The organism is Aeromonas sp. 82P, assembly GCF_051919365.1.
Lineage (GTDB): Bacteria > Pseudomonadota > Gammaproteobacteria > Enterobacterales > Aeromonadaceae > Aeromonas > Aeromonas veronii.
The window spans coordinates 767557-788306 of sequence record NZ_JBQBEV010000001.1; the positions used below are offsets into that span (position 1 = coordinate 767557).

The 20750-nt window shown below is 58.3% G+C and carries 19 protein-coding genes and 1 riboswitch; of the genes, 13 read left to right on the forward strand and 6 right to left on the reverse strand.

What is annotated here, in order from left to right:
* The first annotated feature begins 139 nt into the window (after positions 1–139).
* From aerA to thiH, 10 genes are all read left to right on the forward strand, one after another.
* A complete protein-coding gene (aerA, locus tag ACTG2S_RS03570; RefSeq protein WP_279499140.1) occupies positions 140–1603 on the forward strand; it encodes an aerolysin AerA in 1464 nt (487 codons plus the stop codon).
* A gap of 124 nt (positions 1604–1727) precedes the next feature.
* Positions 1728–2141: a DUF350 domain-containing protein gene (locus ACTG2S_RS03575; RefSeq protein WP_088870288.1), complete on the forward strand. Its 414-nt coding sequence runs from the start codon at positions 1728–1730 to the stop codon at positions 2139–2141.
* A 7-nt stretch (positions 2142–2148) separates the two neighbouring features.
* Complete coding sequence (locus ACTG2S_RS03580) at positions 2149–2697, forward strand: DUF1190 domain-containing protein (protein ID WP_021231603.1); 549 nt, start codon at positions 2149–2151, stop codon at positions 2695–2697.
* A 2-nt stretch (positions 2698–2699) separates the two neighbouring features.
* Positions 2700–3854 carry a glutathionylspermidine synthase family protein gene (locus tag ACTG2S_RS03585; protein WP_274161402.1) on the forward strand — a complete coding sequence of 385 codons (1155 nt, stop codon included), beginning with the start codon at positions 2700–2702 and terminating at the stop codon, positions 3852–3854.
* Positions 3855–3928: 74 nt separating this feature from the next.
* Positions 3929–4041, forward strand: a riboswitch (TPP riboswitch).
* A gap of 279 nt (positions 4042–4320) precedes the next feature.
* Positions 4321–6312 (forward strand): phosphomethylpyrimidine synthase ThiC, encoded by a 1992-nt coding sequence (thiC, locus tag ACTG2S_RS03590; RefSeq protein ID WP_274161403.1) that lies wholly within the window; start codon positions 4321–4323, stop codon positions 6310–6312.
* Positions 6309–7916 carry a thiamine phosphate synthase gene (gene thiE / locus ACTG2S_RS03595; RefSeq protein WP_216947844.1) on the forward strand — a complete coding sequence of 536 codons (1608 nt, stop codon included), beginning with the start codon at positions 6309–6311 and terminating at the stop codon, positions 7914–7916. Before thiC ends, thiE begins: the two co-directional genes overlap by 4 nt.
* Positions 7906–8700 (forward strand): HesA/MoeB/ThiF family protein, encoded by a 795-nt coding sequence (locus tag ACTG2S_RS03600; protein ID WP_274161404.1) that lies wholly within the window; start codon positions 7906–7908, stop codon positions 8698–8700. Before thiE ends, ACTG2S_RS03600 begins: the two co-directional genes overlap by 11 nt.
* A complete protein-coding gene (thiS, locus tag ACTG2S_RS03605) occupies positions 8697–8903 on the forward strand; it encodes a sulfur carrier protein ThiS (protein ID WP_274161405.1) in 207 nt (68 codons plus the stop codon). The genes ACTG2S_RS03600 and thiS overlap by 4 nt, the downstream gene beginning before the upstream one ends.
* 85 nt (positions 8904–8988) lie before the next feature.
* Entirely contained in the window at positions 8989–9756 is a 768-nt protein-coding gene (locus ACTG2S_RS03610) for a thiazole synthase (RefSeq protein WP_005357775.1), read from the forward strand.
* A gap of 21 nt (positions 9757–9777) precedes the next feature.
* A complete protein-coding gene (gene thiH / locus ACTG2S_RS03615) occupies positions 9778–11004 on the forward strand; it encodes a 2-iminoacetate synthase ThiH (RefSeq protein WP_274161406.1) in 1227 nt (408 codons plus the stop codon).
* Between the two features lie 376 nt (positions 11005–11380).
* Here thiH and ACTG2S_RS03620 read toward each other — a convergent pair whose 3' ends face one another.
* From ACTG2S_RS03620 to ACTG2S_RS03635, 4 genes are all read right to left on the reverse strand, one after another.
* Positions 11381–13027: an RNA-directed DNA polymerase gene (locus tag ACTG2S_RS03620; RefSeq protein ID WP_439981999.1), complete on the reverse strand. Its 1647-nt coding sequence runs from the start codon at positions 13025–13027 to the stop codon at positions 11381–11383.
* Positions 13028–13332: 305 nt separating this feature from the next.
* Positions 13333–13758 carry a GNAT family N-acetyltransferase gene (locus ACTG2S_RS03625; RefSeq protein WP_274161755.1) on the reverse strand — a complete coding sequence of 142 codons (426 nt, stop codon included), beginning with the start codon at positions 13756–13758 and terminating at the stop codon, positions 13333–13335.
* Positions 13759–13786: 28 nt separating this feature from the next.
* Positions 13787–14422, reverse strand: a complete 636-nt coding sequence (locus ACTG2S_RS03630; protein WP_274161754.1) for a Vat family streptogramin A O-acetyltransferase — start codon at positions 14420–14422, stop codon at positions 13787–13789.
* Between the two features lie 23 nt (positions 14423–14445).
* Entirely contained in the window at positions 14446–14763 is a 318-nt protein-coding gene (locus ACTG2S_RS03635) for a DUF6968 family protein (RefSeq protein ID WP_005355042.1), read from the reverse strand.
* Positions 14764–15111: 348 nt separating this feature from the next.
* Between ACTG2S_RS03635 and ACTG2S_RS03640 the strand changes: the two genes are divergently transcribed.
* Together ACTG2S_RS03640 and ACTG2S_RS03645 are read left to right on the forward strand one after the other, a co-directional pair.
* Positions 15112–16002 (forward strand): sensor domain-containing diguanylate cyclase, encoded by an 891-nt coding sequence (locus ACTG2S_RS03640; protein ID WP_376897335.1) that lies wholly within the window; start codon positions 15112–15114, stop codon positions 16000–16002.
* 470 nt (positions 16003–16472) lie between these two features.
* Positions 16473–17747, forward strand: coding sequence for an amino acid permease (locus ACTG2S_RS03645; RefSeq protein ID WP_005340121.1), 1275 nt, complete (start codon positions 16473–16475; stop codon positions 17745–17747).
* Positions 17748–17813: 66 nt separating this feature from the next.
* Here the strand turns inward: ACTG2S_RS03645 and ACTG2S_RS03650 are convergent, their stop codons facing one another.
* A complete protein-coding gene (locus ACTG2S_RS03650; protein WP_058056332.1) occupies positions 17814–18452 on the reverse strand; it encodes an exopolysaccharide biosynthesis protein in 639 nt (212 codons plus the stop codon).
* A 251-nt stretch (positions 18453–18703) separates the two neighbouring features.
* Between ACTG2S_RS03650 and ACTG2S_RS03655 the strand changes: the two genes are divergently transcribed.
* Positions 18704–19327, forward strand: coding sequence for an outer membrane beta-barrel protein (locus ACTG2S_RS03655; protein WP_031227913.1), 624 nt, complete (start codon positions 18704–18706; stop codon positions 19325–19327).
* A 90-nt stretch (positions 19328–19417) separates the two neighbouring features.
* Here ACTG2S_RS03655 and ACTG2S_RS03660 read toward each other — a convergent pair whose 3' ends face one another.
* Entirely contained in the window at positions 19418–20341 is a 924-nt protein-coding gene (locus ACTG2S_RS03660) for a GGDEF domain-containing protein (protein ID WP_439982000.1), read from the reverse strand.
* Between the last annotated feature and the right edge of the window lie 409 nt (positions 20342–20750).

A 20750-nucleotide genomic window follows, 5' to 3' on the forward strand; every position in this document is an offset into this window, starting at 1 on the left:
CCATTATTTTGTTTGTCATAGATATTTTTTGGTGGTTTATTTTATTTGTGTCAGGTTTTGTCGGAGTCCATACCTGTCAAATGAAAAAGGATATTTCTACACAATAACAATTATCGTATGTCTGAAAGAGGGATAAATGATGAATAGAATAATTACCGCCAATCTGGCGTTTTTGGCGTCTTCATTGATGCTCGCTCAGGTGCAGGCGGCTGAACCTGTCTACCCTGATCAGGTCAAGTGGGCGGGCCTTGGCACGGGCGTCTGTGCCAGTGGTTATCGTCCTCTGACCCGCGATGAAGCCATGAGTATCAAGGGTAATCTGGTCAGCCGCATGGGGCAGTGGCAGATCACCGGGCTGGCTGATCGCTGGGTGATTATGGGGCCGGGATATAATGGCGAAATCAAACAGGGCACAGCCGGAGAAACCTGGTGTTATCCCAACTCACCGGTTTCCGGAGAAATACCAACACTCTCTGGCTGGAATATTCCAGCGGGTGATGAGGTCGATGTGCAATGGCGGCTTGTCCACGACAATGATTATTTTATCAAGCCAGTCAGTTATCTCGCTCATTATTTGGGATACGCCTGGGTGGGTGGAAATCATAGCCCCTATGTCGGGGAGGATATGGATGTTACCCGGGTTGGCGATGGCTGGCTGATAAAGGGAAATAATGACGGCGGCTGCTCCGGATATCGTTGCGGGGAGAAGAGCTCCATCAAGGTAAGCAACTTCTCATATACCCTGGAACCCGACTCCTTCAGCCATGGTCAGGTCACCGAGAGCGGCAAGCAGCTGGTCAAGACCATCACGGCCAATGCGACCAACTACACCGACCTGCCCCAGCAGGTGGTGGTGACCCTGAAGTACGACAAGGCCACCAACTGGTCGAAGACCGACACCTACAGCCTGAGCGAGAAGGTGACTACCAAGAACAAGTTTCAGTGGCCGCTGGTGGGGGAAACCGAACTGGCCATCGAGATCGCTGCGAGCCAGAGCTGGGCCTCCCAGAAAGGGGGCTCGACGACCGAGACCGTCTCGGTTGAAGCGCGCCCCACGGTGCCGCCTCACTCCAGCCTGCCGGTGCGGGTTGCCCTCTACAAGTCCAACATCTCCTACCCCTACGAGTTCAAGGCCGAGGTCAATTATGACCTGACCATGAAGGGCTTCCTGCGTTGGGGCGGCAATGCCTGGTATACCCATCCGGAGAATCGTCCGACCTGGGAGCACACCTTTGCCGTCGGCCCGTTCCGCGACAAGGCGAGCAGCATCCGCTACCAGTGGGACAAGCGTTATATCCCGGGTGAAGTGAAGTGGTGGGACTGGAACTGGACCATCAGTGAGTATGGCTTGCCGACCATGCAGAATAACCTGGGTCGTGTGCTGCGCCCGATCCGTTCGGCAGTGACCGGTGACTTCTATGCCGAGAGCCAGTTTGCCGGCGATATCGAAATCGGTCAGCCCCAGACCCGTTCCGCGGCCTCTGCCCAGTTGCGTAACGCCTCTGCTGAAGATGTGGCTCTGACCGGTGTGGATCTGGATCAGGAGGCCCTTGCCAACGAAGGGTTTGGCAATGTCAGTCTGACGGTGACTCCTGCCTATTGACCCAAGGGGTAAATCCCCTTGGCGGGGGGACCCTGTTTTCGTATCCGCCGTTCTCAAGGGGCCCATTGTGGTCCCTTTTTCCTTTCATTATGATGTCGACTCTTTTTGTCACAGGAACTGTGAGATGCTCTCCCAATTGCTCGGCTCCTTGAGTGGGCTGCTCCCCTTTATCGCTTACTTTCTGCTGGCCATGGCGCTGCTGGCGACCTTCATTCGCCTCTATACTTGGCTGACGCCACACCACGAATTTGCCCTGATCCGTTCGGGTAATCCGGCTGCTGCCACCGCGTTTGGCGGCGCGCTGATTGGCTTTGCGCTGCCCTTGGCCAGTGCAATCAGTCACTCTCTCTCCCTGCTCGATTGCGCCATCTGGGGCGCGATTGCCCTGCTGGTGCAGGTTGCCGCGTTTCGGGTAATGCAACGCTGGCTCACCGACCTGAGCGAACGGATCTCCCGTGGGGAGATGGCTGGCGCCATTTTGCTGGCTGCTGCGTCCCTGTCGGTAGGGCTGCTCAACGCTGCCTGCATGACCTACTGAGGATCCCATGAAGAGCAGCAACAAGCGAAGTAGCCAGGTCGCACTGGTCATGATGGTGCCGACAGCCTCTCTCTGGCTGCAGGGGTGCAACGAACGCCCCGAGCTGGCCTATGTCTACACCTCGGTCGAGACATGTGTCGCTGTCCCAAGTAATGATCCGGCTCGGTGCCAGCTGGCCTTTGAAGAGGCCCGCAGTCGCCACCTCCTGCGGGCGCCCCGTTATCCTGACCGGGTGGAGTGTGAGGCGGATTTTGGCGCAGGAGGGTGTGAGGATAAGGTGCCGCGGATGAGGGGGATTCTGACCAGCGGCGTTGCCATCGGAACAGACCCTCTCCCCGGGATCCCGACCCAGCCGCTCTATCAACGTACAGATGAGCCTTATGCGCTGCGCACCGCTCAGGGAACACGCTTGCCCGCAGGCAGTAGCCTGGTTCGGGTCTGCCAGAGTGCGGTGACACTGGAGCCCGCCTTACAAGTACGGCGTGGTGGCTTCGGTGGAGAAGCTGCGCGGCGAGCCAACTTCTGCCATAGCAATAGCTACAGCAGCGGAGGTTAAAGATGGAGCGCATTTCCTTACCCGAACGTCCGGATTGGCGCGAACGGGCTGCCGAGCTTGGTTTCGAGTTTCACACCTTCGATGGGGAGCCCTATTGGGATGAGAGCGCTTGCTATCGCTTCACCCTTTCGCAGATAGAGGATGATCTGGAGGCGCCCACCGAGGAACTGCATCAGATGGCCCTCTCGCTGGTCTCAAAGATAGTGGGCAGCGAAGAGTTGCTGACCCGGCTCGATATTCCCGAATACTGCTGGCCCGCACTGGAGGCCTCATGGCGACGTCGGGATCCCCATCTCTATGGTCGGCTGGATCTCGCCTATAACGGGCATGGGCCCGCCAAGCTGCTGGAGCTTAACTACGACACCCCCACCTCCCTTTATGAGTCGGGTTTTTTTCAGTGGATCTGGCTGGAGGATCAGCTGCATCGCGGTGTGCTACCAGCCGGAGTCGATCAGTTCAACTCCCTGCAGGAGAAGCTGTACGGCGCCTTCGCGGCCCTTGGCAATCGTGGCCCTTTGCACTTCACCTGCGTGGGCGAGAACCTGGAAGACAGGGGGAACCTCGACTACCTCATCGATATCGCCCTGCAGGCTGGTTGTGATGCCCGTTTTGTGGATCTGGAGGATATCGGCGAGCTGCTGGGCCAGCTAGTGGATCTGGGCAACGAGCCGATCCACGAGATATTCAAGCTTTACCCTTGGGAGTTCATGGTGCGCGAGCCATTTGGCCAGACGCTGCTCACAAGCCAGACCCGCTTTATCGAGCCAGCCTGGAAGATGATTCTCTCCAACAAGGGGATGTTGCCCCTGTTGTGGCAGGCCTTTCCTGACCATCCCAACCTGCTGCCCGCTTTTTTTGATCCCGATCCCGCTAGTCAGATGGCGCCGGGTTGGGTACGTAAGCCTCTCTATTCACGAGAGGGGGCCAATATCGAGCTGATGGATTATCAGGGTATGCGCTTGCATGAGCCAGGCCCATACAACGACTCGGGTTATGTGCTTCAGGCCTTTCACCCCTTACCCTGCTTTGCTGGCAGTTACACCTTGATCGGCAGCTGGGTGGTCGGCGATGCGGCGGCTGGCATTGGCATTCGCGAGGATGCGACCCTGATCACCAAAGACAGCTCCCGTTTCCTGCCCCATATCATCCTCGACTAGCCGTAGACCCCAAGGGGAGCAAGAGGTCGACTTTGTTAACGGCTTGTGCTTTAGATTTTCCCCCTTATACTGGCGCCATCTTGTCGGAGTGCTGACCGTCGAACGACGCGAAGCTGAGACCGTTAATTCGGGATCCGTGGAACCTGATCAGGTTAAAACCTGCGAAGGGAACAAGGGTAACTTGCGGGTTACCGCGCCGGAGGAGGGACAAGCCTCTTCCGCTCATCGAAGGGGTAACCCTGATGGGTCAGGGCGCACAGGAGGGAGTCTGTCCCGTCCGGTTGTCCAGCACGTGGGGCGCCTTGCCCACAGCGTGCAGAGAGCGGGAAGCGGCAGAACAGCAGCGCGGAGATCCATCCCGCACGCACTCCCTCCCGAGATAAAGACCCCGCCGCAAGTTCATCTTCTCCTCGAACTCCAGACAAGCAAACACCCATAACTTCAACCAGTTAATGTGAGTTTTGCTATGTCTACTTCTGTATCTGATACCGCCAAATCCAGCCGCCGCGAGCAGCGCTCCAGCGCTCAGGCCTTTATCGACAGCCTCAAAGGGATGGCTCATCCCAACTCCCGTCGCATTTTTATCGAAGGCTCCCGCCCCGATATTCGTGTTCCCCTGCGGGAGATCCAGCTGGCCGACACCTTCGTCGGCGGCACCAAGGAAAGTCCCAAGTTCGAACCCAACGAACCGATCCCGGTCTACGACACTTCTGGCCGTTACGGGGAGGAGGGGGTCGCCATCGACGTGCGCCGTGGCCTGCCGCGCCTGCGGGAGAACTGGGTGCTGGAGCGAGATGATACCGACGAACTGCCGGGGCTCAGCTCCACCTTCACTCAGGAGCGTCTGGCTGACGAGGGGCTCGACCACCTGCGCTTCGAACATCTGCCAAAGCCGCGCCGTGCCAAGCCGGGCCGCCGGGTCACCCAGCTGCACTACGCCCGCGCCGGTATCGTCACTCCCGAGATGGAATTTATCGCCATTCGCGAGAACATGGGGCGCGAGCGGGTGCGCTCTGAACTGTTGCGCACCCAGCATCCGGGCCGCGATTTTGGTGCCCGTTTGCCCCAGAACATCACCCCTGAATTCGTGCGCGATGAGGTGGCCGCCGGCCGCGCCATCATCCCCAGCAACATCAACCACCCGGAAGCGGAGCCGATGATCATCGGCCGCAATTTTCTGGTGAAGATCAACGCCAACATTGGCAACTCGGCGGTCACCTCCAGCATTGAGGAGGAGGTCGAAAAGCTGGTCTGGTCCACCCGCTGGGGCGCCGACACCGTCATGGATCTCTCCACCGGCCGTTACATCCACGAGACCCGCGAGTGGATCCTGCGCAACAGCCCGGTGCCCATCGGTACTGTGCCCATCTATCAGGCGTTGGAGAAGACCAACGGCATCGCTGAAGACCTCACCTGGGAGCTGTTCCGCGACACCCTGCTCGAACAAGCCGAGCAGGGGGTGGACTACTTCACCATCCACGCCGGCGTCTTGCTGCGCTTTGTGCCGATGACCGCCAAGCGCCTCACCGGCATCGTTTCGCGCGGCGGCAGCATCATGGCCAAGTGGTGCCTCTCCCACCACAAGGAGAACTTCCTCTACCAGCACTTCCGCGAAATCTGCGAGATCTGCGCCGCCTATGACGTGGCGCTGTCGCTGGGCGACGGTCTGCGTCCGGGCTCCATCTATGACGCCAACGACGAGGCTCAGTTCGCCGAGCTGCGCACTCTGGGCGAGCTGACCAAGATCGCGTGGGAGTACGACGTACAGGTGATGATCGAGGGGCCGGGTCACGTGCCGATGCACATGATCGAGCGCAACATGACCGAGCAGCTGGAGCACTGCCACGAGGCGCCTTTCTATACCCTGGGCCCGCTCACCACCGACATCGCCCCGGGTTACGATCACTTCACCTCCGGCATTGGCGCCGCGCTGATCGGCTGGTACGGCTGCGCCATGCTCTGCTACGTCACCCCCAAGGAGCATCTGGGGCTGCCCAACAAGGAGGATGTGAAGCAGGGGCTGCTTACCTACAAGATCGCCGCTCACGCCGCCGATCTGGCCAAGGGTCACCCGGGGGCCCAGATCCGCGACAACGCCATGTCCAAGGCGCGCTTCGAGTTCCGTTGGGAGGATCAGTTCAATCTGGCGTTGGATCCCGACACCGCCCGCGCCTACCACGACGAAACCCTGCCGCAGGAGTCCGGCAAGGTGGCCCACTTCTGCTCCATGTGCGGGCCCAAGTTCTGCTCCATGAAGATCACTCAGGACGTGCGTGACTATGCCGCCAAGCTTGAGGCTGTGGAGATCAAGCTGGTCGGTATGGATGGCCAGCAGGAGCAGGTGGTGGCTCAGGTGGAGAGCGGCATGGCCCGCATGGCTGAGACTTTCAAGGAGACCGGCGGCGAGATCTACCATCAGGCTGCGGCGCTGAAACAGGCCGCAGGGGAGGAGGCGTGAGCAGCGCAAGCGGGGCTGTCAGCCCCGCCGATCAGCTGCCTGTGACGGACTCGCGTCCTGTGGTCTGGACTATTGCGGGTTCAGACTCCGGCGGTGGCGCCGGCATTCAGGCCGACTTGCACACATTGCACGACCTTGGCGTGCACGGCTGTTCGGTTATCTCCGCCATTACCGCCCAGAACTCGGTGGCGGTGAAGATGGTTGACCCCGTGCTGATGCAGACCTTCACCGCCCAGATCGATGCCCTCGGCGTCGATCTGCCGCCTGCCGCCATCAAGATCGGCCTGCTGCCGACCCGGCTTCACGTCGAAGTGCTGGCCCGCCGACTGGCAACTATTGAGAGTCCCTGCGTGGTCTACGATCCGGTGGCCATCGCCAGCACCGGCACCCCGATGGCGGAGCCCAATATGCTGGAGGCAGTGCGCGAGCAGCTGTTGCCACGTCTGTCGCTCATCACCCCCAACGGCCCCGAACTGGAGGCCCTGACCGGCTTGCCGGTCAGCAGCCCCGAGCTGGTGCGCCTCGCCGCCCGCCGTCTGCGTGAACTCGGCGCCCGCGCCGTGCTGGTCAAGGGCGGCCATCTGGAGTGGAGCGGCGATCTCTGCCTCGACTACTACCAGGATGAGACCCGCGAATTCTGGCTCGCCGCGCCGCGTCTGAATACCCGCCACGGCCATGGCACCGGCTGCTGTTACGCCAGCGCCATCGCCGCCGTGGTGGCGCAGGATTATCCGGTGGAAGATGCCATTACCCTCGCTCGAGCCTACCTGCAACAGGGGCTGGCGGCGGCGCAGGGAGTGGGGGCAGGCCCTGGGCCCATCGCCCATCTTGGCTGGCCAGCCGATCTGGCCCACTTCCCCCGTGCCGTGCTGGCGGGCTCAATGCTCGATCGTCGTTTCGGGCTCTATGAGACAAGCAGTGCCCGCCTGCCGCAGGGCCCTTTTGCCGCAACCGAACAGCATCTGGGCCTCTATCCGGTGGTGGACTCGGTCAAGTGGCTGCGCCGCCTGCTGGGGCAGGGGGTCAAGACCATCCAGCTGCGGATCAAGAATCTGTCCGCCGCCCAGGTGGCACCGGCCATTCGTGATGCGGTAGAGCTCGGTCGCCACCATGGGGCGCGGCTCTTTATCAACGACTACTGGCAGCAGGCCATCGAGGCGGGCGCCTGGGGCGTGCATCTGGGGCAGGAGGATATGGAGACCGCCGATCTCGCTGCCATTCAGGCGGCCGGGCTACGCCTTGGCATCTCCACCCACGGCTACTTCGAGCTGATGCGGGCCCGCGAGCTGGCCCCCTCCTATATTGCGCTGGGTCATATCTTTCCGACCAACACCAAGACGATGCCTTCGCGCCCGCAGGGGCTGCTGCGGCTGCATCGATACTGCGCCCTGATGGCGGAGTGGCCGACGGTGGCCATCGGCGGCATCAGCGAGGAGCGGGTGGCGGCGGTCAAGGCAAGCGGGGTCGGCAGTATCGCGCTGGTCTCGGCCATCACTGCCAGCGACGACTGGCAGGGGGCGACCGAACGGCTGCTCGCGGCAGTGGGGGCGGGGGATGAGCCACGCTCGGCCACCGTTATACGGGAGGCAGAACATGCGCTCTGATGCTGCTTCTCTTAGTGACAAAGAGTATTTGCGATACGGCCGCCAGCTGATGCTGGCGGAAGTGGGCGAAGCAGGGCAGGCACGGCTGAAAGATAAGTCTGTGCTGATCGTGGGCTTGGGCGGGCTCGGTTCGCCGCTTGCCCTCTATCTGGCCGGGGCCGGTGTGGGCACCTTGTGGCTGGCCGATGGCGATACGGTCGATTCCAGCAACTTGCCGCGCCAGATCCTGTTCGATAGCGAGGCGGTCAACCACTCCAAGGCGGAGCTGGCCCGTGAGCGCCTGGCCGCCCACAACCCGCTGGTGGAGCTGATTGCCATTAACCAGCGGCTCGATGCCGCCAGCCTGCCGGAGTTTGTGGCCGAGGTGGATCTGGTGATCGACTGCTGCGACAACCTCGCCACCCGCCAGGCCATCAACGCCGCCTGCGTGGCTCAGGGCAAGCCCTGGATCTCCGCCGCCGCAGTGGGGTGGCAGGGGCAGCTGATGGCGCGCACCAGCAGTGAGCACGCCTGTTACGCCTGCCTCTATCCGCAGGATACCAAGGTGAGCCAGAGCTGTGAGACCAGCGGCGTCACCGGCCCGCTGGTCGGGGTGATGGGCTCTTTGCAAGCGCTGGAGGCACTGAAACTGCTGCTCGGGATGCCTAGCCCGGTCGCCGGCACATTGCGCCGCTTCGATGCCCTGAGCCATCAGTGGCAGACCCTCACTCTGGCCCCGGATCCCGATTGTCCGGTTTGCGGACAGCGCCGATGCCCGACAGACGATAAGGAGATCACCCCATGACCCTCACCATTCGACTCAACGATAAAGCGCAGCCGCTGGCGGCAGGGCAGAGTGTGGCCGATCTGCTGGCGGCGCAAGACGTTAATCCTCAAGGGGTAGCGGTGGCCCTTAACGGCGCCGTGTTGCCTCGTGGCCGCTGGGCCGAGACCCGTCTCAAGGACGGAGATGAACTTCACCTCTTTACCGCCATTGCGGGAGGCTGACCCATGATGCTCGCAGTCCCATCTTTGAGTGCTCTGCCTTGCGGCGGGGCCTCATTTCTTCTTATCGCAGTGGCCGGAGGCTGACATGCTGACAATTGCCGATCACACCTTCTCATCGCGCCTCTTTACCGGCACCGGCAAGTTTGCCCGCCCGGACCTGATGGCCGCCGCCATCGAGGCGAGCGGCTCCCAGCTGGTCACCATGGCCATCAAGCGGCTCGAGCCGGGCAAGGCCCATGACGATATCCTGAGTCCCTTGCTGCAACTCGGGGTCAAGCTGCTGCCCAACACCTCCGGCGCCAAGACCGCCGCCGAGGCGGTGTTTGCCGCCCATCTCGCCCGCGAGGCGCTGGGGACGAACTGGCTCAAGCTGGAGATCCACCCCGACCCGCGCTACCTGCTGCCCGATCCCATCGAGACGCTCAAAGCCGCCGAGCAGCTGGTGAAAGAGGGCTTTGTGGTGCTGCCCTACTGCGGGGCCGACCCCGTGCTCTGCAAGCGGCTGGAAGAGGTGGGCTGCGCCGCCGTGATGCCGCTCGGCGCCCCCATCGGTTCCAATCAGGGGTTGGTGACCCGGGAGTTTCTCTCCATCATCGTCGAGCAGGCCAATGTGCCCGTGGTGGTGGATGCGGGGATCGGTGCGCCGAGCCACGCCGCCGCCGCCTTTGAGCTGGGCGCCGATGCCGTGCTGGTCAACACCGCCATCGCGGTGAGCGGCGATCCGGTCGCCATGGGCCGCGCCTTTGCGCTGGCTTGCACTGCCGGTCGCAGCGCCTATGAAGCTGGCCTTGGCGCCCGCGCCCTGCAGGCGCAAGCCTCCAGTCCGCTCACCGATTTTCTGGGGGCGTTATGAACCATGAGAGAAGGGGCGGCCATGAATACTTCCCCTTTGCCCCAAGCACAGCCAGAGGATTGCCCCCCTCTCCCTCTGGGAGAGGGGCTGGGGGTGAGGGCTCAGGGGGAAATAGGATCAAAGATCGCCCCCTCCTTTCTCGACCGCTGGCAGGAGCTGGAGTGGGACGATATCGGCATGCAGATCCGCGCCAAGACTGCCGCCGATGTAGCGCGAGCCCTAAGCGCACCGCGCCGTACCCTGAGCGACTTTATGGCGCTGATCTCCCCAGCCGCCGAAGCCTATCTGCCGCAGATGGCGGCCGAGGCCGAGCGGCTCACCCGCCAGCGCTTTGGCAACACCATCGGCTTCTATGTGCCGCTCTATCTGTCGAACCTGTGCGCCAACGACTGCACTTACTGCGGCTTCTCCATGAGCAACCGCCTCAAGCGCAAAACCTTGAATGCAGAGGAGATTGAGCGCGAGTGTCTGGCCATCAAGGCGCGCGGTTTTGACAGCGTGCTGCTGGTGACCGGCGAGCACGAGCACAAGGTGGGGCTCGCCTATTTTCGCGAGGTGATGCCCATCATCCGCCGCCACTTCAGCACGGTGGGGATGGAGGTGCAGCCCCTCTCGCAGGCCGAATATGCCGAGCTGAAAACCCTCGGCCTCGACGCCGTTATGGTCTATCAGGAGACCTACCACGCCCCCACCTACGCCCGCCACCACCTGCGCGGCAACAAGCGGGACATCGCATGGCGCCTCGCCACGCCGGATCGGCTGGGCAGCGCCGGTATCGACAAAATTGGCTTGGGGGCGCTCATCGGCCTCTCCTCGGACTGGCGCGCCGACAGCTACTTTGTCGCCGAGCATCTGAGCTGGCTTGAGCGCCACCACTGGCAGAGCCGCTATTCGCTCTCCTTCCCGCGCCTGCGCCCCTGCACCGGTGGGCTGGAGCCTGCCGTGGTTATGTCGGATCGCCAGCTGGCCCAGCTTATCTGCGCCTGGCGCCTCTTCTCGCCGACCCTAGACTTGTCCCTCTCGACCCGCGAGTCCGCCACCTTCCGCAACGGCGCGGTGCGCCTTGGCATCACCCAGATGTCCGCCGAGTCGCGCACCCAACCGGGGGGCTATGCCGAGGGGGATGCAGAGGAGCTGGAGCAGTTCGCCATCCACGACGACCGCCCGGTGGGGGAAGTGGCCGCCGCCGTGCGACAGGCGGGGTTGCAGCCGGTGTTTAAAGATTGGGAACCGTTTTTGGGTCGTTAACGACGTTTACACCTGTGGTAACAGACAGCGGCAAGCAGATCGGAGGGGCAGATCCCCGCCACTGCTTGCCGCTTTGCTTTGTTCGCTGCAACAGGATTGTTTCGTTGGTGCGACGATGATTCTTGATACCGTTTCGCCAGTGCAAAAATCGTGGCTGCTGCTCAGCTTATCGCATGGGTCATTGCGACCATTAGCAGTGGCCGATTTGGGGGAAAGGGGTGGCCGGTGGCGGCTATGTAACCTGCGTAGGGTGCAATAAGCGGAGCGCATTGCACCGCTATTGTGACGAGAGCTGCAATTCACTTTATTCATTGCGCTCTGCGGTACTTCTTTAGTTGACGCGTCCGATTCATAAAGCATTAATTAATATTTATTATTAATACTCTATGTCGTCATCATCATCACATCTGTCTGCGCTATCAAAATACTCTTCATCTAGATCATCAAAATAAAAATTGTCACGTATATCAGCATCAATATCAAACCACTCCTCATTCAATCTTATAGTGTCTTTTACGTCAAAAATAGAGTGGCAAGTTGCATTTTCATTGTAGAAAGAAACGTTATTCTTAATTAGCTGGTTAAAAAAATAGTCACTGGTGATAAAAGTGGAATCACTGTTTTTTAACCACATCCTCTTGCCTGCCTCATATGTTAAAAGCCAATCTTCAGTCATTAGGCAATCACTGTTTGCATATTGTCTAAGTGTATCGGCCTTCAATGAGTGCTTAATTATTTTTGACTCATAAAGGTCTATCACCATTAGTTTGCATACATTGCTGGACATCTTTTCGATTTCTCGAACAACCTCTCTTTTTAAAGAGGTTTTCATTTCTTTTGCCAACCATAGTAACCAAGAGACTTCACCATGGTGGTCAGGTATAGCATGCTCTATAATCAAATTGTTACAAAATCTGTAGAGAGCTTTACTGTCAAGTGGGTAGTTATATTTCTTATAGGTGCTAAAAATATTTACAATTATCTGGAGTGTATTTGGAAAACCATATCCACACTTGAATAAATAAGACTCAAAAACATTCCAGTTGGATTTTTTAATTATGCTAGATGAGATCTGTTTTAGCGCGTACTTAACAATGCTTTCATCCTTAAATTGCTTCTCTAAAGCAAACACTCTTTGGAAATAGTTGTGTATATCATCTCTCTGTGCCCGTCTGGATGCAGAGATCGTTAGTTTTTTAATGCTGTACTTCCATGATTCTTCGACTAGATCTTTGACCTCTAATATCTTTGTCTTCGCAGCGCTAATCTGTAATTCATAATTTCCAACTATCTTTGTGAGCGTTGCAAGAGCTCTCTCCGCTTCCTCTCTAGCATTGAAGAATAAATAATAATCGTCAACATATCTAAACCCAGCTGGCCAATATTTCAATTCATCGTGGAGTTCTTTATCTATTGCTGATCCTATTATTTCAGATATTATGTGTGATGTGTCAGGACCGATAGGGATTCCCATTGTTTGGCCATCTTGTAATGCCATTGATCTTGCGTCTAACAAATTGCCATAATATTCGGGAACCTGCTTTGTATTCTTTTTTGCAACCGCTTTGGTATGTACAGCCCATGGAATAGAATGAGTGTAAATACTAGGAAAGTAACTTACTATATCCGTTATCAGTGCATACTTATAACCAGAAGACTTATTTATCTTGGCTTCATATAACTCGTTGAATTTGCTAATCTCTATTGATCTAAGTGAGTCAACAATTTTAGGTTTACTTAATGATATAGCACTTCTTCTATATAAAACCTCAATCTTTTGCCAGTGCTCATCTATTTCACTGGCAATATTGTAATATCCAATTGGGTTGAGAATGCTGGTCGTTCTTCTGTAGTAAGATGATCTTGCCACTGAGTATTTTTCAGCGCGAGTTTTAGGCGCTCTTTGAGCTTTCCATGCAGGTTCAAAAAAATCACATTTCTCAGAAAATAAGATTGAGTTAAACGCAGGGGGTAATTGTATAGGAAAAAAGCCATTCTTTAATAGATTCTTTAATCTACTCATTTAATTTTCGCCCCTCAATTCACATTAATTTTATAAATCAATTTAAAAATTTTTGGTAGTATACTGAAGACTAGTGTTTTCCTAAAACAAATTTTTCCAAAGGTGTGATATGTAGCGTTCAGAATTGGAAGGTGTTCCCTATGAGATATTATTCTTCTCTTCCGGTAGAAAATGATTTACTTCATTTATGTATCCTAATTTTTGTTGAAAAATGACAGGCCAACGGGGTTGGAGTCCATCTTGATGCTGATTAACAAGCTCTTCATGCCACCAGTTTCAATCATGGGGAAAGGCTCCCTTTTGTATTAACTTTGCTTTTTCAGAAAGTAACTGATATGCCCCGGCGGCATATCGGGCAGCTGGCCAAAGACCTCGTAACCCTGCTTCTGATAGAAGGGGAGGGCTTGAAAACTGGTGGTTTCCAGATGGTAGTTGCTGATGCCCTTGCTTTGGGCGTACTGCTCCATGGCGCCGAGCAGGCGGCCGCCCCAGCCGTCGCGGCGGATGCTTTCGTCGATCCAGAGCCAGTCGACGTGCAGCCAGCCCCACTTGATGTCGGCGATGATGCCGCCGTGTACCTTGCCCTCTTCATCCTTGATAAAGCTGGCGATCCGCTCGCGCCGAAGTTCGAACAGTTGAGAGCCTGCCTGGCTTACGTTGTAGCCCGTCAGGCCAATGCGCAGCGCTTCAACATCATCGTCCTGAGGCGGTTGGGGTGGGGTTAGTTGCATAGTGCTTCCTGCTTGATGGTGATTGTCGCTATGGGGTTGCTGCTTCCAGTGCTGCTATCTCGCCGCCGCTGATAAGCGGCAGGTTGCGGCTGATCTGCTCCACCGGCCAGTCCCACCAGGCGATGGCATTGAGACGGGCGATGGTGTCGTCGTCGAAGCGGTAGCGGATCACCTTGGCGGGATTGCCGCCGACCACGGCGTAGGCGGGCACGTCACCGGTGACCACGGAGCTGGCGGCGATAATGGCGCCGTTGCCGACTTTTACTCCCGGCATGATCAGGGCGTCATAGCCAATCCAGACATCGTTGCCGATCACGGTATCCCCCTTGTAGGGGAGGCTGCCCGGGGCGGGGGCGGCGCTCTCCCAGCCGTTGCCGAAGATAAAGAAGGGGTAGGTGGAGAAGCCGGAGGTCTGGTGGTTGGCACCGTTCATGATGAACTTCACCCCGCGGGCGATGGCGCAGAACTTGCCGATGATGAGCTTGTCGCCGATGAAGGGGAAGTGGTAGAGGACGTTGCGCTCGAAGCCCGCCGAATCCTCCGGATCGTCGTAATAGGTGTAGTCACCCACCTCGATATTGGGCCCCTTGATGGTGTTCTTGATAAAGCACACCTGGGGAAAGCCGTTCATGGGGTGAGGATTGGCGGGATCGGGTCCGTGCATCTGGTCTCCTTGGATGGGCCGGGCTAGAGCGCCGGGAAGTAGCAGGCGCTCATGTCGATTGGGTGATCTGGGCAATTGGGCAGATAGAACTGCCAGCCCGCATCGGAGAAGGCGCGCAGTTCGGTTTCGACAAACTTGATGGCGAGGCTCAGGGCCTGCAGGCTGTCGATGCCGTAGATAAAGGTCTTGTCGCTCAGCCCCGCCAGCTTCACCTTGCAGCGCCAGTCACCGCTGGCGGACTTGGGATCCGGCTCGGGGGCCTTGATGGCGATCTTGAGGGTGAGCTGTTCCCCTTCGGTGCTGATGGCGTCGAAGCGGGCGGTAACGATGGCGTTTTTCATCTGGCGATTCCTTTTCCGTGGTACAGCCCCTGCGGTTGCGGGTGGCTGGCTCCCTGATGGCTGATGAGGTGAAAACTGGACTCAGGACGGCCAGCGTAAATGAACTTGTGAGTTGAAACAATGGGATATGCGCGACCGGGGGAGGGGGCTTTCGCCGCTGTGAGCGAGCGCAGTGGCGGGAGTATCAACGCGCTGGCCACCTGTGGTGGCCGAGAGGCTGGCAGGCTGCTAGATGTAAAGGATTGTTGGCTGTGGCCGCAGATTTTTCTGCGCTGCCGATGAGGGCGCGTGAGTCCTCTTGAGGCAGAATATCTCCCCCCTGTTTGACGTTGAAGTACAGGAGTCTCCGTGGCGCTTTCGGTAACCCAGCTTTATGAAGTGATGGCCCAGCTGCCAGATCCCGTCTTTATCCTCAGTGAAGATGGCTATTACGTGGAATATATCGGCGGCATGGAGCAGCAATCCTATCACGACGGCAATCCGCTGGCGGGCAAGCAGCTGGCCGATGTGCTGCCACCCGAGATGGCCATGTGGGTCAAGGCGCAGGTAGCCGAGTCGCTGGCGAGCGGTCAGGTGCGAGTGGTGGAGTATGAGCTCTCAGCAGCCGAGGTGGGGGGGATTAATGCTGCCGTCGGGCCGCAAGGGATACAGCGTTTCGAGGGCAAGATTGCGCCGCTGCCCTCCCTCTATGACGGCAAGCGGGCGGTGGCCTGGGTGACCCGCAATATCACCCGCCAGTACGAGTTGCAGCAGCGACTGCTGCGCCAGAGTGAAACCGACCAGCTGACCGGCCTCTACAACCGCCGTTTCTTCTTCGAGCACTGCCAGCCGTTGCGGGCAGGGGAGGCGCCTTGCGGCCTCATCATGCTCGACATCGATCACTTCAAGCAGCTCAACGATCGTTACGGCCACCAGCAGGGAGATCGTGCCTTGCAGCGCTTCAGTAGTTGTATCGATGCCCTGTTGCGGGCGGATGACCTCTTTGTGCGCAGCGGTGGCGAGGAGTTTCTGATCCTGCTGCCGCGGATCGATGAAGCCGGTTTGCAGCAGATGGCGGAGCAGATCCGTGCCGCCGTCGAAGCGCTGCCTGCCGATCCGGTCGCCATCACGGTCAGTCTGGGCACAACCCTGGTGCAGCCGGAGGAGGAGATCAATCAGGCGCTGGCCCGGGCCGACGAGTGGCTCTATCGGGCCAAGCGGGCAGGCCGTAACCGGGTGGCGCACTGCCCGGCAGGTTGAGAATGCCACCCCGGTCGCTGTGGGAAATAGCCTGCGCTTTTACTCTGAATAAATTGGCTGACATCACTGTCAATTAGTATAAAGTTGGCCGTATTATTTAACTCATATTCCACAGCTTAAGGTGTTAATATTATCGGCCTGATCGCTGGTCTTATTTGTGTTGTTGGGCAACAGCATGAGGTTTTATCGGTATGTTATCAAACAGGCGTGAATCTGGTTTTGGGTGACGAATGTGATACATCCTGTTGTCTTTTGAAACATTCCGATTCAAACAGTCATGAATTATTAACCTTGACCCGGATTGCGATTTCAACGATGGTAGCGTGGCAGCTCCGTTTCTCTCCGGTGGCCCTGTTGGCCGCTGGCGGCGTTGTTTTTTTATGTGCAGGGCGATATGCAACGACATATCTCCAGCCTGTCATTCGGGCCAATAAAAATAATGATGACAGATTAATAAGGTATATATTGCAATGAGTGTTTCTATTGCTGAAAAGAGTAACCCTGTTTCAAAATTGAAATGGGAGAAAAGCGATTCGGTATGGACCATGGGCCTATATGCCACTGCTGTCGGTGCCGGTACGTTATTTCTCCCTATTACGGTTGGCAGTAATTCCCCGGTTATTTTGCTATTTATTTTATTGCTGGCTTTTCCGCTCTCTTATTATTCCCACCGGGCATTGAGCCGCTTTGTGCTCTCCAGCTCCCACAAGGAGGGGGATATCACCCATGTGGTGGAGGAGCACTTCGGTGCCAAGGCGGGCAAGCTGCTGATGCTGGTCTATCTAATGGCCTTCTACCCCATCATTCTGGTCTACAGCATCTCCATCACCAACGCGATCCAGAGCTTTGTAGTTCACCAGCTGGGGGATGCCGAGCTTCCGCGCGGCTTGCTGGTGCTGGGGGTGATGCTGGGCCTGCATCTGGTGCTGCTGGCCGGCAAACAGATCGTGGTGTCGGCCATCAGCGTGCTGGCGCTACCGATGGTCGCCTTTCTGATTGGCCTCTCCATCTATCTGCTGCCCCAGTGGAGCCTCTCCTATTTCAGCGAGAGCCAAGCAGTGGATTGGCGTGATCCGGCGTTCTGGAAATCCCTCTGGCTGATCGTGCCGGTGATGGTGTTCTCTTTCAGCCATGCGCCTATTATTTCTTCCTTCAGCGCGGCGCAGAAAAAGCGTTGTCAGGAGAGTGCCGACCTGCGCGCCAAGCGGATCATCAAGTGCAGCAGCATGCTGATTTGCGGCAGTGTGCTCTTTTTCGTGGTGAGCTGCGTGATGAGCCTGAGTCAGGCGGAGATGGCGCTGGCCCGCACCGACAATATCTCGGTGCTGTCGGCGCTGGCGAACAAGTTCTCCAATCCGCTGATCGCCTATGTGGGGCCACTCATCGCCATTCTGGCCATGTCCAAATCCTTCCTCGGTACCTCCATGGGGGTGAGCGAGGGGACGGTGAGCATGGTGAGCGGTGCCTGTCAGGGGCTGGGGCTCTCTCTCAAGGAGTCAACCATCGCACGGGTGTCATCGGTGATCCTGTTTATGGTGACCGCCGTCATCACCTATCTGAACCCCAACGTGCTCGACATTATCGAGCGCGTCAGTGGCCCGCTGATCGCGGTGATCCTGTTTCTGCTGCCGGCCTGCTCCATCTATCGCTTGCCCGCACTCAAGCGTTATCGCGGGCCGAGTACCCTTTTTGTGTTGGTGATGGGGCTGCTTGCCATCTCGGCCCTTATCTACGATCTGCTTTGACCGGGCGGTATCCCGCACAAATCAAAAAGGGCGACCATCTGGTCGCCCTTTTTCTGTGCATCGGGGTTAGCCGAGCAGGCCGCTGGCGCTCTGGCCCGCCATCAGCAAGCCGATGGCCAGCACGCTGAACCAGACCAGGGTTGCGCTTACCAACAGATAGCCGCTGGCGACGAACAGACCGTCCCGCTGCAACATGCCGGTGGCAAGCAGCAGGATGGCCCAGGCAGGCATGGCGTTGGTGAAGGGGATGGCGCCCAGGGGTAGCATCAGCAGCAGGGCGGCCAGCATGATCAGCAGGCCGTTGCAGCGGTTGACCGTGTTGCTGCCGGTCAGCACTAGCAGGCGCGGGCGGATAACGCGATCGACCCGGGCCAGCAGATCCGCCCCCTTGTGCAGGGTCGGCTTGAGCTGGTCGGCAGCGAAGCGGCGCTCCATCAGCATGGCGGGCAGCCAGGGCACCCGATTGAGGGTGATGCCGATCCCGATAAAGAGGATCAGCAGGCCAAACGGGGTGCTGACCCCGGGAATGGAGACCGGCAGCAGGAAGGGGACGGTGAGCAGCACGCAAAACAGCAGCATGCCCTGCTCGCCCACCAGCGCGAGCATCTGGCGCAGGCTGATGTGGCTCTCGTCGATGGCGTGCGCGGTGGCCCGCAGGGTATCCGCGAGGGTAGTTTTGGGGTCGTTGAGTTGCGCGGCAACCATTCCCTGATGTCCTTTTGAGTAGTGATAACGGGCCCCGATGACCCGATTTGGCGCCAGCATACGTGGCAGAGGTTAACCGTCGATGAATGGTGGCAGGGGCGCATAGCGGCGCCAGTGGGGCGGCTCGGCAGAGGTTCCGGCGAGAGGGACATCGCACCATGAAAGTGATCCGGTACAGCCGCCGTTTAGGATGGGCCTAGGATGCCTCTGGTATGCTTTCTGCACAATCACACAGGGAGCAGGGGATGATGATGAAGAGAGCCGGGATAGTGATGATGGGGCTGTTGCTGCCACTGGGGCAGGCCTGGAGTAGCGAGGCCGCGACCACATCCGGTTGGCAGGTGACGCCATTTTTCGGCTACAGCTCAGCCATCGACTTCGAGAAGAGTGACGATGTGGTGCAGCCGGTGCCGCTTTCTGCATCGTTTGATTCTCTGCAGGGACAGGGCTCCGGCAGCTGGGGCCTCTTTATCAGCAAGGAGGTGGATGATCCCGGCATGATTGAGCTGCTCTACAGCCATCAGTCCACCACCCTCTCTCCCGACCAGCCGGATCGCCTGACGGTGGATACTTTGCACTTTGCCGGTGCGCTGACCCTCTCTGACAACCTGATGGCGCCCTACATCGGCGCCGGGATCGGGGTGACCCGCTTTGCCGCCTACGACAGCGAGGTGACCCCTTCCATGTCGCTGGCGCTTGGGGTGCAACCGCGCCTCGCCGAGCATCTGGCCCTGCGGGCTGAGGTGCGCGGTTATGGTTCGCTGGTCAACGACAACAACCAGTTTCTCTGCAACCCGGAGCAGTGCGTGTTCAAGGTGCGCGGGGAGCTGGTAACCCAGTGGCAGGCCAATATCGGTCTTACCTTCCGCTTTTAGGCGAGGGGATTTTCCCTATGAAACAGGGGCCATTGGGCCCCTGTTTCAGCAGCAATGTTTCGCCGTGATCGGCAATCAACCTGCAGATCTTCATGCCTCCTTGTTAGTCGGCATCGCCCATACCGCGCAGTTTCTGCCCGCCTCCTTGGCGCCATAAAGCGCCTGATCCACCCGCTTGAACAGCGAGACTGCTGGTTCCTTGGGCTCGCGGATCCCCACTCCCAGACTGACTGTCATGGTATGGGTCGGGTCGGGGGCTATGGTGCGGGTCGCAGTGAGCAGGGTGTTGGCCAGTTGCTGCAGCTCGGCTTCGTGGGCGATGGGCAGCAGCAGGGCAAACTCTTCACCCCCGACACGGGCCGCCAGCGCACCGGGCGGGCAGTGCTGTTGCAACAGCTCGCCAAACTGCTGCAACACCCGATCCCCGATATCGTGGCCGTAGTTGTCATTGATCACCTTGAAGTGATCCAGATCCAGCAGGATGAGAGCGTGGCAAATCCCTTGTTCCAGAAACAGCTGCTGATGAAAGTAGCGCCGGTTTGGCAGCCGGGTCAGATCATCGAACAGTGCCTGTTGTCTGAGCTGGGTATTGATGTGAAAGAGATGGTGCATGGTGCTCAGGATGCCGATGCTGCTGAGCAGGATGCCGCTGGAGCGCAGCAGATCCTCGGCATAGATGGCGAGCCAGAGTGGCTGCGCCACCAGCTCATCCATGATGTCGGCGGTGGCCCCCATGATCCACAACATCAGACCGCAGGAGAGCATGCGGTAGGTATGGGTGGGCAGGTGGGCGCACTGCACCACCCAGAATAGGAACAGCATGGTGAGCCAGTTGATCACCTCGAAGCCAAAGCTGACGGCGTAAAAGCGCTCGTAAGGGAAGTGGGGCAGCAGCAACAGATGAAGGGCCATGATGGTCAGCATCACTATCCCCAGCAGCGCAATGTGGGCGCGATGCTCCCGGTCGAGGTGACGGTAGTGGGAGAGGCTGATGTCGAGACGATCGAACTGCATGGTGTTCCTCGGATTGGGACTGCCATCAGGTTGCAAACAAGAGGCTGCGTAATGGCATGCCGTGGTCGGATAACAGGAAACGGCTGGTCTGTCAGTGTAAACGAGCGGGCCCGCAGCGCGCGATATCGATGACGTCAGCTTGTGGGCTGGCTCAGGGTTTGCGCACTTCTGGTGCGTGAAGTATCGCCTGCCCTGTGACAGGGCGACCCTGGGCAGGTTAGCGCAGCTCATGCGCCAAATTGGTGCATTGATGACGCGCTACCTTGCTAATGCAATGATTTAAAAGGATTTAAATTTATGGCCCGCTTTATGCTTTTTACATGTCAGACGGTCTCTTGTGGTCATCGGCGGCAGACGCAGTGATGAGGAAGTGGCAAGAGGCATCCCCGTGCAGGGCGCGGGTGTGATT

What these genes read in the sequence shown, in the direction of transcription:
- aerA (WP_279499140.1), top strand. Translation starts at nt 140, where the DNA reads ATGAATAGAATAATTACCGCCAATCTGGCGTTTTTGGCGTCTTCATTG.
- ACTG2S_RS03575 (WP_088870288.1), top strand. Translation starts at nt 1,728, where the DNA reads ATGCTCTCCCAATTGCTCGGCTCCTTGAGTGGGCTGCTCCCCTTTATC.
- ACTG2S_RS03580 (WP_021231603.1), top strand. Translation starts at nt 2,149, where the DNA reads ATGAAGAGCAGCAACAAGCGAAGTAGCCAGGTCGCACTGGTCATGATG.
- ACTG2S_RS03585 (WP_274161402.1), top strand. Translation starts at nt 2,700, where the DNA reads ATGGAGCGCATTTCCTTACCCGAACGTCCGGATTGGCGCGAACGGGCT.
- thiC (WP_274161403.1), top strand. Translation starts at nt 4,321, where the DNA reads ATGTCTACTTCTGTATCTGATACCGCCAAATCCAGCCGCCGCGAGCAG.
- ACTG2S_RS03600 (WP_274161404.1), top strand. Translation starts at nt 7,906, where the DNA reads ATGCGCTCTGATGCTGCTTCTCTTAGTGACAAAGAGTATTTGCGATAC.
- thiS (WP_274161405.1), top strand. Translation starts at nt 8,697, where the DNA reads ATGACCCTCACCATTCGACTCAACGATAAAGCGCAGCCGCTGGCGGCA.
- ACTG2S_RS03610 (WP_005357775.1), top strand. Translation starts at nt 8,989, where the DNA reads ATGCTGACAATTGCCGATCACACCTTCTCATCGCGCCTCTTTACCGGC.
- thiH (WP_274161406.1), top strand. Translation starts at nt 9,778, where the DNA reads ATGAATACTTCCCCTTTGCCCCAAGCACAGCCAGAGGATTGCCCCCCT.
- ACTG2S_RS03620 (WP_439981999.1), bottom strand. Translation starts at nt 13,027, where the DNA reads ATGAGTAGATTAAAGAATCTATTAAAGAATGGCTTTTTTCCTATACAA.
- ACTG2S_RS03625 (WP_274161755.1), bottom strand. Translation starts at nt 13,758, where the DNA reads ATGCAACTAACCCCACCCCAACCGCCTCAGGACGATGATGTTGAAGCG.
- ACTG2S_RS03630 (WP_274161754.1), bottom strand. Translation starts at nt 14,422, where the DNA reads ATGCACGGACCCGATCCCGCCAATCCTCACCCCATGAACGGCTTTCCC.
- ACTG2S_RS03635 (WP_005355042.1), bottom strand. Translation starts at nt 14,763, where the DNA reads ATGAAAAACGCCATCGTTACCGCCCGCTTCGACGCCATCAGCACCGAA.
- ACTG2S_RS03645 (WP_005340121.1), top strand. Translation starts at nt 16,473, where the DNA reads ATGAGTGTTTCTATTGCTGAAAAGAGTAACCCTGTTTCAAAATTGAAA.
- ACTG2S_RS03650 (WP_058056332.1), bottom strand. Translation starts at nt 18,452, where the DNA reads ATGGTTGCCGCGCAACTCAACGACCCCAAAACTACCCTCGCGGATACC.
- ACTG2S_RS03655 (WP_031227913.1), top strand. Translation starts at nt 18,704, where the DNA reads ATGAAGAGAGCCGGGATAGTGATGATGGGGCTGTTGCTGCCACTGGGG.
- ACTG2S_RS03660 (WP_439982000.1), bottom strand. Translation starts at nt 20,341, where the DNA reads ATGCAGTTCGATCGTCTCGACATCAGCCTCTCCCACTACCGTCACCTC.